We start from the raw sequence: 13,311 nt of genomic DNA on the forward strand, positions 1-13,311 counted from the left end.
CGTGAACCTACCGGGTGCTGTCGGTTCGATCAAGCCGCGCGGCGGATCTTTTCCAGCTTCTTGAGCGCCATGCCGCGTTTCAGCCGCGACAGGTGGTCGATAAACAGGATGCCTTCGAGATGATCCATCTCGTGCTGCAGGCAGGTTGCCAGCAAACCGTCGATGTCGGCTTCGTGGACGGTGCCGTCGACATCCTGCCAGCGCGCGTGGATCGCGGCGGGGCGGGTGACGTCGGCATAGATTTCGGGAACCGACAGGCACCCTTCGCTATAGACCGACATGTCCTGCGTGGTCGGCGTCAACACCGGATTGATGAACACCCGTGGTTCTTTCTTCACCGGCTGGTGGCTGTGCGCGTGGCCGCCGTGCGATGTGCACACTTCGGGTTCGGCATCGGGATCGTCGGGTTGCAGATCGATCACCAGCACGCGCAGCGGCACGCCCACCTGGATCGCGGCAAGGCCGATGCCCGGGGCATCGTACATCGTTTCGAACATGTCGGCGACAAGCGTGCGCAAGTCGTCGTCAAAGGTTTCAACCGGTTTCGACACCTGCTTGAGCCGGGCGTCGGGAATTTCGATGATTTCGCGGATAGCCATGGGGCCCAGATAATCAGCAAGGCCGCTGCCTGCAAGGGGCGGTTTGCTATCCCACCGGGCGGCGTGCGCGCAGCGCCTGCGCCAGCGTGCCTTCGTCCAGGTAATCGAGTTCGCCCCCGACCGGCAGCCCGTGGGCAAGCTGGGTCAGGCGGACAGGATATGCTTCAAGCCGTTCGGCCAGGTAATGCGCGGTGGTCTGCCCTTCGAGCGTGGCATTCATCGCCAGCACCACTTCGTCGATCCCGCCTGCCGCCACCCGATCGAGCAGCGATGCGATATTGAGATCTTCCGGCCGCACGCCTTCCAGCGCGGACAGCCGCCCGCCCAGCACGTGATAGCGCCCGGTGAACAGCCGCGCGCGATCGAGCGCCCACAGATCGGCGACATCTTCGACCACGCACAGCGCGCGCGCATCGCGGCGCGGATCGGCGCAGATCGCGCAAGGGTTGGTGGTATCGACATTGCCGCAGATCGGGCATTCGACCAGCGTTTCACGCACCGTGGCCAGCGCCTCGACCAGCCCGGCAAACGCGGTTTCGCGCCGTTTGATCAGCCACAGCACCGCACGTCGCGCCGAACGCGGCCCCAGCCCGGGCAGGCGGGCCAGCGCATTGGCCAAGCTTTCGATCTCTTGCGATGCCATGGCGGCACAGATAGGGCGCGTTTGACAAAACGAAAGTGGTAATTGGCGATGCGCGTGGTCTTCATGGGAACCCCCGAATTTGCGGTGCCGACGCTGCACGCGCTGATCGCGGCCGGGCACGAGGTGGTCGCGGTCTATTCGCAGCCGCCGCGCCCGGCGGGCCGGGGCAAGAAGCTGCAACCATCGCCGGTGCATCTGGCGGCACAGGCCGCCGGCATTGCGGTGCACACCCCGATCAGCCTGAAGGGCGCCGATGAACAGGCCGCGTTTGCAGCGCATCGGGCCGATGTCGCGGTTGTCGCCGCCTATGGCCTGATCCTGCCGCAGGCGGTGCTCGACGCGCCGCGCCACGGGTGCCTGAATGTTCACGGGTCGATCCTGCCGCGGTGGCGCGGGGCGGCACCAGTGCAGCGCGCGATCCTGGCGGGTGACGATGAAACCGGGGTGACGATCATGCAGATGGAACGCGGGCTTGATACCGGGCCGATGCGTGCCGCGGTGCGCACGCCGGTTGATCGCAAGACCGCAGGTGCGTTGACCGCCGAACTGGCCGCACTGGGGGCAGGCGCAATGATCGATGTGCTGGCCGATCTGCCCGGCCATCCGCCAGTGGTACAGCCCGACCACGGCGTGACCTATGCTGCCAAGATCGACAAGGCGGAAAGCCGGCTGGATTTCACGCAGCCCGCGGCCGTGGTCGAACGCAGCGTGCGCGCGTTTGCGCCGGCACCCGGTGCGTTTTTCGAACTTGATGGGGAACGCTATCGCGTGCTGGCGGCCGAGGCGGTGGCAGGCGACGGCGATCCCGGCACCGTGATCGACGCGGCGCTGACCATTGCCTGCGGCGCGGGGGCCTTGCGCCCTTCGCTGGTGCAGCGCGCCGGACGGCCCGCGATGGACACGCCGGCGTTGCTGCGCGGGCGGGCGATTGCGGCCGGCACACGGCTGGCCTGATGCCGCGTTTTGCCCTGATCCTGGAATGGAACGGCGCGCCTTTCATGGGGTATCAGCGCCAGCCGCACGGTCCCACGGTGCAGTCTGCGGTCGAAGCGGCAATTCTGGCGGTGACGCGAGAAACCGTCACGGTTCATGCCTCGGGTCGTACCGATACCGGGGTCCATGCGCTGGCCATGCCGGTGCATTTCGATCTGGCGCGCAGCTTTGATCCGTTCCGGCTGGCGGGTGCGATCAATGCCAAGCTCAAACCGCAACCGGTGGCCGTGCTGTCGTGCCGCCAGGTGGCGGATGACTGGCACGCGCGGTTTTCGTGTCTGGGCCGCGCCTATGAATACCGCATTGTCAACCGCCGCGCGCCGCTGACGCTTGAGACCGGCCAGGCCTGGCGGATCGGCCGACGGCTCGATGCCTGCGCGATGCACGACGCGGCGCAAGCGCTGGTCGGGCTGCACGATTTTACCACCTTCCGGTCGGTGCATTGCCAATCGCCCAGCCCGATCAAGACACTCGACCGGTTGGACGTGCAACGCGTGGGCGACCGCGTGCTGATCATCGCCGAGGCGCGCAGTTTCCTGCATCATCAGGTGCGATCGATGGTGGGCTGTCTTGCCTTGGTGGGGCAGGGGCGCTGGACGCGCGATGATCTGATCGCCGCGCTCGACGCCAAAGACCGTTGCAAACTGGGACTTAATGCGCCACCCGATGGCCTGTATTTTACGAATGCATTGTATCCTGGAGAGGACGATCATGGTTTCAAACACACAGTTGATCTCGACGCTTGAATCCGACGGTCGCCTGATTGTCGAATTGCGCGAAGAAACCCTGCCCGAACCCACCGGGCACCAGATTCTGGTGCGAATCGAAGCGGCGCCGATCAATCCGTCGGATCTTGGCCTGCTGTTCGCCTCGGCCGATCTGGAAGGTGCGCACTATACGCCGGGCAAGATCGTGGCGACCATGCCCGAGCCCGCGGTGCGCGCGATGCACGCCCGGCTGGGCGAGGCGCTGCCGGTGGGCAACGAAGGCGCCGGCACGGTCGTCGCCGCAGGCGATGCGCCCGAGGCGCAGGCGCTGCTGGGCAAGCTGGTGGCGGTGATCCCCGGTGCGATGTATGCGCAATACCGTCTGGTCGACGCGCGCGCCGCGCTGGTCCTGCCCCACGGCGCCACGGCTGAACAGGGCGCGGCGGCCTTCGTCAATCCGCTGACCGCGCTCAGCTTTGTCGAGGCGATGCGCCGCGAAGGGCACAAGGCGCTGGTGCACACCGCCGCGGCGTCAAACCTGGGCCAGATGCTGGTCAAGATCTGCCAGGCCGATGGCGTGCCGCTGGTCAACATCGTGCGCTCGGATGCGCAAGTTGCGCTGCTGAAAGACATCGGCGCCGAACACGTGGTCAATTCGTCGAGCGACACGTTCCGTGCCGACCTGGTTGCCGCGATCGAGGCGACCGGCGCCACGCTGGGCTTTGACGCGATCGGCGGCGGCAAGCAGGCGGCGCAGATCCTTGATGCGATGGAACAGGTCGCCAGCAAGGGCGCCGCGTTCAGCCGCTATGGGTCTGATACGTTCAAGAAAGTCTATGTCTATGGCGCGCTTGATCTTGGCCCGATCGTGATCAACCGCAGTTTTGGCTTTTCGTGGGGCGTGGCCGGGTTCCTGCTGACCCCGTTCCTGGCGCAGATCGGCGCAGAGGCAGCGGAAAAGCTGCGCCAGCGCGTGCGCGACGAACTGACCACCACCTTTGCCAGCCATTTTAAGGCGCGCATTTCGCTGGAACAGGCGCTGACCCGCGATGTTGCGCTGGCCTACAATGCGCGTGCCACCGGCGAAAAATACCTGATCGTGCCGCACGGCTGAGCGTGCGTCCCGGGGGCCGCGGCCCCCGGGGCGTCGGTCACGCCTTGTGCGCGATGCTTTCGGGCAGTTCCTTGCCAAACACGCGCTGGTAATATTCGGCCACCAGCACGCGCTCGGTCTCGTCGCATTTGTTCAGGAACGTCAGGCGGAACGCAAACCCGACGTCGTTGAAAATCGCCGCGTTCTGGGCCCAGCCGATCACGGTGCGCGGGCTCATCACGGTGGAAATATCGCCGCCGATAAAACCCTTGCGCGTCAGGTCGGCCACGCGAACCATGTCGGCCGCGGTCTTGTCGTCCAGGCCCGGCACTTTGCTTGTCACGATCTGCACTTCGGTCACGGCGGGCAGATAGTTCAGCGCGACGACCATGTTCCAGCGGTCCATCTGGCCCTGGTTGATGGCCTGTGTGCCGTGATACAGCCCCGAAGTGTCGCCCAGGCCCACGGTGTTGGCCGTGGCAAACAGGCGGAACCACGGGCTGGGGCGAATCACCCGGTTCTGGTCGAGCAGCGTCAGCTTGCCCTCGGTTTCCAGCACGCGCTGGATCACGAACATCACGTCGGGCCGGCCGGCGTCGTATTCGTCGAACACCAGCGCGGTCGGTGTCTGCAGCGCCCAGGGCAGCAGCCCTTCGCGGAATTCGGTCACCTGCAACCCGTCGCGCAGCACGATCGCATCGCGGCCAATCAGATCGATGCGACTGATATGCGCATCCAGGTTGATGCGCACGCAAGGCCAGTTCAACCGCGCGGCCACTTGTTCGATATGCGTCGATTTGCCCGTGCCGTGATAGCCTTGCACCATCACCCGGCGGTTGTAGGCAAAGCCGGCCAGGATCGCCAGCGTGGTGTCGGGATCGAACACATAGTTGCCGTCCAGATCGGGCACGCGTTCATCAGCCACGCTGAATGCGGGCACTTTGAGGTCGATGTCGATCCCGAATGTCTCGCGGACGTCGATCTGGGTGTCGGGCGCGGACAGCAGCGTGCCGGCGGAATGCGTCGTGTCAGTCATCATGTGCCCGACTATACGCGCGCGCGCCGCGCTGCAATGCCATTCATCGTCAAAAAGGCGCGCAACCGGGCGTGCACCAGGTGGCAATCGGTGCAAGGAGCAAAGCCCTTGCCGCACGTGGCGCGCCGGTACACAATCATGCGCATGACCGAACAGACCCCGCCCCGCCGCGACCTGCCGCCCCGCGAAGAAATGCCGGGCCGCGCACCTGCGCCGCAGGGCAAAGCACAGGCTGCGCAAAGCCAGCAGTGATCGTGCGCGGTTGACGCTGCGCCCGGCACGACGCATCGTCGGCTGCATGACCGAACACACCCCTTTTGCCACCGGCGGCTGCGCCTGCGGTGCTGTGCGCTATGCGATGATGGACCAGCCCTATGCGGTGAATTGCTGCCACTGCACCGACTGCCAGCGCGAGGGGGGCAGTGCCTTTGCGGTGAACGCCGCGATCGAAACCCCGCTGTTGCAGATGACGGGTGCAGAACCGGTTGCGATCCACCTGGCATCGGCGAGCGGGGCCGGGCAGACAGTGATGCGCTGCCCCCGATGCCAGACTGCGCTGTTCAGCCATTATGGCGCGCTGGGCGCAAAAGCCGCGTTTGTGCGCGCAGGCACGCTCGACAATCCCGCGCTATGCCCGCCCACCGCGCATATCTGGACCGCCAGCAAACTTCCCTGGGTCGCGCTTGATCCGGCCATTCCCGCCTTTGCAGCGTTCTATGCGGGCCGCGATATTCCCGCCCTGCTGGGCGAACGCGGCGCCGAACGCCTGCGCACGTTGCGCAAGGGCTGAACGATGCTGGACTGGACCATGTCGATCGGGATGCTGGCGGTGATTGCGCTGCTGATCGGTGCCGTCGCGTTGTGGCGCCGGGGCGTGCGGCGACAGGCGGTGCTGATGGTGATCGCGGCGCTGGTGATCGCGGGGAATGTCGCGGTGTGGGTGATGCCGATCGCGCCGGCGGCGGGGCATTAGCGCCGGATTGCACGCGGCAGCGGCTGGGGGGGGTTTCGCAGGAATTTCACCTGACGACGGTTTGTATGGAACGCCGGCCTGCATCTCCATTCGGGTTCATCCGATTAAAAACACATTTGGCCACACCGCCATTGATTTTTTGGCGGACTTTTGTTGCTCTTGTAGTGCATGGATAATATCGAATTTCCCAGTGGCTGCAGTCGTTGGGAAATTGCATTAACCTGTTCAATAATGTTGCGATTTCGGTCTCCAGCCCGCCCGGGAGGACCTATGCCCGACGCTCGATCGTATTTGAACATAACGGGAATCGTCAGTCAGGACCAATCTGACGGATATGTTAGGTTGTTTAACAACGGGCCGATTGAGAATTTTATTGGTGCTGAAATTTCCCAGCTTCAGCCTGGATCCAATATAGAGGTGTCACAGCAGGGCAACGCGGTCGTGCCGATCCTGTCTCGGCTCGCCATCAGCAACTATCCCCAATTGCCACCCCCCATTTTGCCCGTCGATCCGACACATTTCGGCCACGCCGAGGCGCATCTGTCACCGGGGCCGGTACGGGTACCCGGCTATTTTCTTACCGACGGGTCGGAATTGACTGCGACCGAGCAGGACGGGCTGGTCGTGAGCCTCAACGGAAAATCGGCCGGCGGTGATATGTGTACGCTTACCGCCACTGTCCGATCGTGGGAAGGGCCCGGTCGCGAAACCCTTGGCAAAGCCCCCGGCAACGTCACCTGGGTCACTGCGGCACTCGAAATACTCAAGGGCACCAATCCGCCGTTTATATTCAACTTCAGCTATTCGGCTCAGGCATTTCTGTTCAAAACGAGCACGAGCCAGCACAATATTGCGAATATGATTGAAATCGATCTGGCCCCTGCGGTCGTCGAGGAACAGACCGGACCCGACCTGATCGGAACGGCAATATTGCAGCGCACGCTGACCTATTATGGTGAGATATTCTCGGTCCAGGCACTCGAAGTGCCGGCATCGACCCTCGATGCCCAGTTCCACCTTGCCAACCAGGCGACGCTGTGGCCCTTCATGGCTGACATTGCGCTATTTTCCGATGTTTTCGAAAACCTTGGCGGACCTGCGCCCCAACTGGATACATCGGCGTTCGTGACGATCGGATCGCTGAACGATTTCCTTCCGCCGCCGCCGCTTGCGGATCTGACCGACCAACTGACCACGGTCATTGCGCCGTGCCTTGGCCCGCTGGCCGCAACCTGCCTTTCGGCCGATGACTCTGTAGTCAGTCTGAAATCGGCGACGAATTGGCTGACCAGGCTGTTGATTGATTCGGCCGATGGACAATCCGCGATTGCGTCGATGGCTACGGCATACCGGCAATCGCAGCTGGCTCAGGAAACCAACAGCGAAAATCAGCCGACGATGCCGGTCAATGTCGATCCGCGACCGGGGCCAACCGAACAAGATACATCGAAGCCTATGCCGGCCGACGAAAACCCGGCAAAACAGCCAGACGGAACGTAACGCCCAAGCGGTGCGAACGCGTGCGTGCTGGTCCCTCCCCGTCAGGGGAGGGGGGAAAGGCCGTTTACTTGATCAGGCAATCGGGCGACAGGCGCATGTCGAGGTACGTATCCACCGAGCGCATCATGTCATCCAGTTCGTTTTCGTAGAAATGGTTGGCGCGTGGAATTTCGTCGTGGTGGATGGTGATGTGCTTTTGCGTGCGCAGCTTGTCGACCAGCTTCTGCACCGCGTTCGGGGTGACCACGGTGTCGGCCACGCCCTGGATGATGATGCCCGACGCGGGGCAAGGCGCCAGAAAGCTGAAGTCGTACATGTTGGCCGGTGGCGACACCGAGATAAAGCCGCGCACTTCGGGGCGGCGCATCAGCAATTGCATGCCGATCAGCGCGCCGAACGAATATCCCGCAATCCAGGTGCTTGAGGCTTCGGGGTGGATCTGCTGCACCCAGTCGAGTGCAGCGGCGGCATCCGACAGTTCGCCGATGCCGTTGTCGAAACTGCCCTGGCTGCGCCCCACGCCGCGAAAATTGAAGCGCAAGGTGGCAAAGCCGCGCGCGACAAAGGCGCGGTACAGCGCCTGCGTGATGCGATCGTTCATCGTGCCGCCGGCCTGCGGATGCGGGTGCAGGATCATGGCGATCGGTGCGCGGGCGCGCGCGCCCGGCTGGAACCGGCCTTCAAGGCGACCTTCGGGACCGGGGAAAATCACTGCGGGCATTGCTGTTCCTGACGATGCGGATTGCGGCGCGTTTGCGGTATTTGCGAACGGGCCGTTGCGCCCCCATATACGGGCACGCTGGAATGGAGCCGATTGCTATATAGAAACCGCCTTCACGAAAGCAATCTTTCAAGCAGGAACGCATTTGTCCGCCCCCACCATCTATCTCGACCATGCCGCCACCACGCCACTGCTGCCGCAGGCGGCCGACGCCATGGCCCGCGGCTTTGCGATCTGGGCCAATCCATCCAGCCCGCATCGCGCCGGTCGCGCCGCGCGCGCCGCGCTGGAGGATGCACGCGCGCGCATCGCGGCGGCGCTGGACTGGCCTGGCGAGGTGATCCTGACCGCCGGCGCGAGCGAGGCGCTGGCGATTGCGCTGGGCCGCGCGACGGTTGACCGGCGGATCGTGTCGGCGGTGGAACACGATGCAGTGTTGCGCGCCGCACCCGATGCGGCCGTTCTGCCGATGGCGGGGGGTGAGCCGGACGCCGATGCGTTGGCGGCGGCGCTGGCAGCGCCCGGGCGCGCGGTGGTGGCGATCCAGCACACCAATTCCGAAACCGGCACGATGCTGCTGCCGCTGCTGCGCAATGCGACAATCGATCGGGTGCATGCGGCGGGCGGGCTGGTGCTGTGCGATGCATCGCAATTGGGGCCGCTGCGCCATATCCCCGATGGCGTCGATCTGGCGGTGATTTCGGGCCACAAGATCGGCGGGCCGATCGGCATCGGCGCGCTGCTGGTGCGCGATTTTGCGATGCTGGCGCCCAGCGGCGGGCAGGAACGCGGATACCGGCAGGGAACCGAAAACCTGCCTGGTGCGCTGGGGCTGGCCGCGGCGCTTGAAACCGGGGCGGACCTGTGGGCGACCACCGTCGAACAGCGGCAGGATTTCAAAAACCGCCTGTGGCGTTCGTGCGACGTCATCGCGCCCGGCACGCAGTGCGCGCATATCTTTGCGCTGGCCAGCCCGCGCCATGCCGCCAATGCGCTGCTGATCCGGCTCGATGCCATGGGCTTTGCCGTGTCGGCCGGTTCGGCCTGTTCGTCGGGGTCGCTCAAGCCCAGCCGCGTGCTGGCAGGCTTTGCGATCGATGCCGGTGTGGCCAGGCGCACGATCCGCGTGTCGCTGGGGTGGAGCACCACGCCCGACGAACTTGATGCCTTTGCCGATGCGTGGCAGCAGATCCACGCATGATCTATCTTGATTACCAGGCCACCACGCCGCTGGCGCCCGAAGCGCGCGAAGCGATGCTGCCCTGGCTGGGCGGGCCCGACAGCCAGGGTTTCGCCAATCCGCACAGCCCGCATCGCGGCGGGCGCGCGGCGGCCGCCGCGATCGAGGTGGCGCGCGAACAGGTCGCAGCACTGCTGCCGCCGGGGGGGCGGGTGGTGTTCACCTCGGGCGCGACCGAGGCGCTGAACATGGCGCTGCGCGGCACCCACGCGCGGCGGCTGGCGGTGTCGGCCATCGAACATGCCGCGGTGTTGGATGTGGCGCGCGCACACGATCCGCACCTGACCGTGCTGCCGGTGGATGGGCAGGGTCTGGTCGATGCCGCGGTGCCGCTCCCGCACGATGTCGGCCTGGTCGCGGTGATGCAGGTCAACAACGAGATCGGCACGGTGCAGCCGATCCCGGTGCTGGCCGCGCGCGCGCATGCCATGGGCGCGCTGATGCTGTGCGATGCGGTGCAGGGCGCGGGCAAGCTGGCGCCGCCCGCGGGCTGCGATCTGATCGCGATTTCGGCGCACAAGCTTTACGGGCCAAAGGGGATCGGTGCGCTGTGGGTGCGCGATGGCGTCGCGATCGATCCGCTGATCCTGGGCGGCGGGCAGGAAGGCGGCTTGCGTGCGGGCACGCTCAGCCCCGCGCTGGTGGCCGGTTTCGGCGCGGCGGCTCGGCTGTGCACAACGCTGTGGGAAAGCGACGCGGCACATGTGGACAGGCTGTGGACAAGGGCACAGGCGCTGCTGGGTGGGTGGACGCTGAACGGCAGCGCAACGCACCGCTGGCGTGGCAATCTGAATGTGCGGCTGGACGGGCTCGATGCCGGGCGACTGTTGTCGGAATGCCGCAGTGTGGCAATTTCCGCGGGCTCTGCCTGCGCCAGCGGATCGGGCCGACCAAGCCATGTCTTGCGCGCGCTGGGACTTTCGGACAGTGTTGCAAAAACCGCGCTACGGATCGGTTTCGGGCGCTATACCAGGGACGAGGATATCGACAGGGCAATCGCGGCAATTTGTGCCGCGGCACGGTCGCAGGGGTTGTCTGTGTAACAACCCGGCGGGCGCGGGAGGAATTGCGAGCGATGATCAGGGTCAACTTTGTCACCACCGACGGACAAAAGATCGTGGCCGAGGGCCAGCCGGGCCAACGCCTGCTGGAACTGGGCCAGGCCGCAGGCATGCCGCTGGAAGGCACGTGCGAGGGGCAGATGGCCTGTTCCACCTGCCACGTGGTGATCGGCGCCGACTGGTTCGACCGCCTGCCCGCCGCGGTAGAGGACGAAGAAGACATGCTTGACCTGGCCGCCGGGGTTACCCGCACCAGCCGCCTGTCGTGCCAGATCGTGCTGACCCGGGACCTTGACGGCCTGGACGTGCGCATCCCCGACGAAGCGCGCGACATGCAGGGGCGCTGAGGTTTTCCCCGAAAAGCCGCGAAAATAGCCGATCACGCCGGTTGTCATCGCCGGGGCCGGTGGTAGGGTCCGGCCACCATGGCCAAGGATACCCCGACCCGGGACGAGCCCGATCCGTTTGATGCGATTGTCGATGCGCCGTTCGATGCGGCCCTGTCGGAACGCTATCTCGTCTATGCATTGTCCACGATCACCGCGCGGTCGTTGCCCGATCTGCGCGACGGGCTGAAACCGGTGCACCGCCGCCTGTTGTGGGCGATGCGGCAGCTGAAGCTGAACCCGACCGACGCGTTCAAGAAATCGGCGCGCGTGGTGGGTGATGTGATCGGCAAATATCACCCGCATGGCGATGCCAGCGTCTATGACGCGATGGTCCGCCTGGCGCAGGATTTTGCGCTGCGCTATCCGCTGGTCGAGGGCCAGGGCAATTTCGGCAATATCGATGGCGATAACGCGGCGGCCTATCGCTATACCGAAGCGCGGCTGACCGCGACGGCGGCCCGGCTGATGGCCGGGCTGGAAGAAGGCACCGTCGATTTCCACCCGACCTACAATGGCGAAGAGGAAGAGCCGGAAATTTTTCCCGGCATGTTTCCCAATCTGCTGGCCAATGGCTCAACCGGCATCGCGGTGGGCATGGCGACCTCGATCCCCAGCCACAACGTGGCCGAAATCGTCGATGCCACGCTGCTGCTGATCGACAACCCGCATGTCGAACACGATGCGCTGATGCAGGTGTTCCACGGCCCTGACTTTGCGACCGGCGGTGTCGTGGTTGACAGCCCCGCGTCGATCAACGCCGCCTATGCCAGCGGCAAGGGCGCGATCCGCGTGCGCGGGCGGTTTTCGATCGGTCGCGATGATGCCGGCCAATGGGAAGACACCGGCATCGAAAAGCTGGGCGGGGGGCAGTGGCAGCTGGTCATTTCCGAAATCCCCTACATGGTGGCCAAGGGCAAACTGATCGAACAGATCGCCGCGCTGATCGCCGACAAGAAGCTGCCGATCCTGGAAGATGTGCGCGATGAATCCGACACCGCGATCCGCATCGTGCTGGTGCCCAAAAGCCGCAATGTCGATCCCGACCTGCTGAAGGAATCGCTCTATCGCCTGACCGATCTTGAATCGCGCTTCAGCCTCAATCTAAACGTGCTCGATGCGCGGCGCACGCCCGGCGTGCTGGGGCTGAAACTGCTGTTGCAGGAATGGGTGATCGCACAGATCGACATCCTGGTGCGGCGCGCGACGCACCGGCTGGACAAGATTGCCAACCGGCTGGAACTGGTGGGCGGGTACATCATCGCCTATCTCAATCTTGACCGGATTATCGAGATCATCCGCACCGAGGATGAACCAAAACCGATCATGATGGCCGAATTCGCGTTGACCGACCGCCAGGCCGAAGCGATTCTCAACATGCGGCTGCGCAGTTTGCGCAAGCTTGAGGAAATGGAGCTGCGCCGCGAACAGGACGCGCTGCTGGCGGAACAGGACGATCTGAACAAATTGCTGGAAAGCCCGGCGCGCCAGCGCACGCGGCTGAAACGCGATCTGGTTGCGCTGCGCAAGGATTACGGCCCCGAAACCGTGCTCGGGCGACGTCGCACCACCATGGCCGAGGCCGCGCCGACGCGCGAATTCAACATGGATGCGATGATCGAGAAAGAGCCGGTGACGGTGATCGTGTCGCAACGCAGCTGGATCCGCGCGGCCAAAGGCCATGGGGCTCTGGACGGCGAATTCAAGTTCAAGGAGGGCGATGGCCCCGCCTTTGCCCTGCACGCGCAGACCACCGACAAGCTGCTGATCGCGCTCGACAACGGGCGATTCTATACGATCGGGGCGGACAAATTGCCCGGTGCGCGCGGGTTTGGCGAACCGATCCGGACGATGCTGGATATCGATCCAGACGCGCAGATCGTGGCGGTGGTGCCATATCGCGTGGGCGGGCAATTGCTGCTGGCGGCGAACACCGGACGTGGCTTTGCCGCACAGATGGACGAATTGCTGGCCGAAACGCGCAAGGGCCGCACGGTGGTTTCAACCAAGCCGGGCGTAAAGCTGACCGTGGTGCGCGAAATTGCCGCCGAACACGATCATGTCGCGGTAATCGGCGACAATCGCAAGCTGGTGGTGTTTGCGCTGAACGAAGTGCCTGTGCTGGCCCGGGGGCAGGGGGTGACACTGCAACGCTATCGCGACGGCGGCCTGGCCGATGCGGTGACCTTGCGGCTGGAAGACGGCCTGTCGTGGCCGATGGGTGGCGATACCGGCCGCATCCGCACCGAAAAAGACCTGATGCCGTGGAAAGTTGCGCGCGGCGCGGCGGGACGCCTGCCCCCCAACGGCTTTCCGCGCGACAACAGTTTTGTCTGAACCTCGGTGCTGAAACCGGGTT

At 64.8% G+C, this 13,311-nt stretch carries 14 protein-coding genes; 10 read left to right on the top strand and 4 right to left on the bottom strand.

The genetic code is table 11. From position 1 onward, the window contains the following. Nucleotides 1-29: 29 nt before the first annotated feature. The gene (locus G404_RS0106740) at nt 30-599 is read right to left on the bottom strand and encodes a peptide deformylase (RefSeq protein ID WP_028640400.1); all 570 of its coding nucleotides are present in this window, start codon (nt 597-599) and stop codon (nt 30-32) included. A 46-nt stretch (nt 600-645) separates the two neighbouring features. Continuing rightward, a complete protein-coding gene (gene recR / locus G404_RS0106745; protein ID WP_028640401.1) occupies nt 646-1,242 on the bottom strand; it encodes a recombination mediator RecR in 597 nt (198 codons plus the stop codon). Between the two features lie 48 nt (nt 1,243-1,290). On the opposite strand from recR, the gene fmt reads away from it, so the two are divergent. From fmt to G404_RS0106760, 3 genes are read left to right on the top strand one after another with little or no spacing between them, the layout of a single operon-like run. After that, a complete protein-coding gene (fmt, locus tag G404_RS0106750) occupies nt 1,291-2,196 on the top strand; it encodes a methionyl-tRNA formyltransferase (protein WP_028640402.1) in 906 nt (301 codons plus the stop codon). Continuing rightward, on the top strand, nt 2,196-2,981 hold the full coding sequence (gene truA, locus G404_RS18365; protein ID WP_051280330.1) for a tRNA pseudouridine(38-40) synthase TruA: 786 nt from the start codon (nt 2,196-2,198) through the stop codon (nt 2,979-2,981). Before fmt ends, truA begins: the two co-directional genes overlap by 1 nt. After that, on the top strand, nt 2,947-4,056 hold the full coding sequence (locus tag G404_RS0106760) for a zinc-binding dehydrogenase (RefSeq protein WP_028640403.1): 1,110 nt from the start codon (nt 2,947-2,949) through the stop codon (nt 4,054-4,056). Before truA ends, G404_RS0106760 begins: the two co-directional genes overlap by 35 nt. Nucleotides 4,057-4,093: 37 nt before the next feature. Here the strand turns inward: G404_RS0106760 and cobS are convergent, their stop codons facing one another. After that, complete coding sequence (cobS, locus tag G404_RS0106765) at nt 4,094-5,071, bottom strand: cobaltochelatase subunit CobS (protein WP_028640404.1); 978 nt, start codon at nt 5,069-5,071, stop codon at nt 4,094-4,096. A gap of 298 nt (nt 5,072-5,369) precedes the next feature. Here cobS and G404_RS0106775 point away from each other — a divergent pair, with 298 nt between their 5' ends. The 3 genes from G404_RS0106775 to G404_RS0106785 all read left to right on the top strand — a co-directional run bounded on the left by G404_RS0106775 (nt 5,370) and on the right by G404_RS0106785 (nt 7,544). Then, the gene (locus tag G404_RS0106775) at nt 5,370-5,861 is read left to right on the top strand and encodes a GFA family protein (protein WP_028640406.1); all 492 of its coding nucleotides are present in this window, start codon (nt 5,370-5,372) and stop codon (nt 5,859-5,861) included. 3 nt (nt 5,862-5,864) lie between these two features. Then, complete coding sequence (locus G404_RS0106780) at nt 5,865-6,044, top strand: hypothetical protein (RefSeq protein WP_028640407.1); 180 nt, start codon at nt 5,865-5,867, stop codon at nt 6,042-6,044. 342 nt (nt 6,045-6,386) lie between these two features. After that, a complete protein-coding gene (locus G404_RS0106785) occupies nt 6,387-7,544 on the top strand; it encodes a hypothetical protein (RefSeq protein WP_156906220.1) in 1,158 nt (385 codons plus the stop codon). A 64-nt stretch (nt 7,545-7,608) separates the two neighbouring features. Here the strand turns inward: G404_RS0106785 and G404_RS0106790 are convergent, their stop codons facing one another. After that, nucleotides 7,609-8,265: an alpha/beta hydrolase gene (locus G404_RS0106790; RefSeq protein ID WP_028640409.1), complete on the bottom strand. Its 657-nt coding sequence runs from the start codon at nt 8,263-8,265 to the stop codon at nt 7,609-7,611. Between the two features lie 145 nt (nt 8,266-8,410). On the opposite strand from G404_RS0106790, the gene G404_RS0106795 reads away from it, so the two are divergent. The 4 genes from G404_RS0106795 to parC all read left to right on the top strand — a co-directional run bounded on the left by G404_RS0106795 (nt 8,411) and on the right by parC (nt 13,289). Further along, nucleotides 8,411-9,466, top strand: coding sequence for a cysteine desulfurase family protein (locus tag G404_RS0106795; RefSeq protein WP_028640410.1), 1,056 nt, complete (start codon nt 8,411-8,413; stop codon nt 9,464-9,466). Beyond that, nucleotides 9,463-10,548, top strand: coding sequence for a cysteine desulfurase family protein (locus G404_RS0106800; protein ID WP_028640411.1), 1,086 nt, complete (start codon nt 9,463-9,465; stop codon nt 10,546-10,548). The genes G404_RS0106795 and G404_RS0106800 overlap by 4 nt, the downstream gene beginning before the upstream one ends. A gap of 32 nt (nt 10,549-10,580) precedes the next feature. Further along, nucleotides 10,581-10,913 (top strand): 2Fe-2S iron-sulfur cluster-binding protein, encoded by a 333-nt coding sequence (locus G404_RS0106805; RefSeq protein ID WP_028640412.1) that lies wholly within the window; start codon nt 10,581-10,583, stop codon nt 10,911-10,913. 78 nt (nt 10,914-10,991) lie between these two features. Further along, complete coding sequence (gene parC / locus G404_RS0106810) at nt 10,992-13,289, top strand: DNA topoisomerase IV subunit A (RefSeq protein ID WP_028640413.1); 2,298 nt, start codon at nt 10,992-10,994, stop codon at nt 13,287-13,289. Nucleotides 13,290-13,311: the final 22 nt, after the last annotated feature.

Origin of the sequence: Novosphingobium acidiphilum DSM 19966, assembly GCF_000429005.1 — a bacterium.
Taxonomy (GTDB): domain Bacteria; phylum Pseudomonadota; class Alphaproteobacteria; order Sphingomonadales; family Sphingomonadaceae; genus Novosphingobium; species Novosphingobium acidiphilum.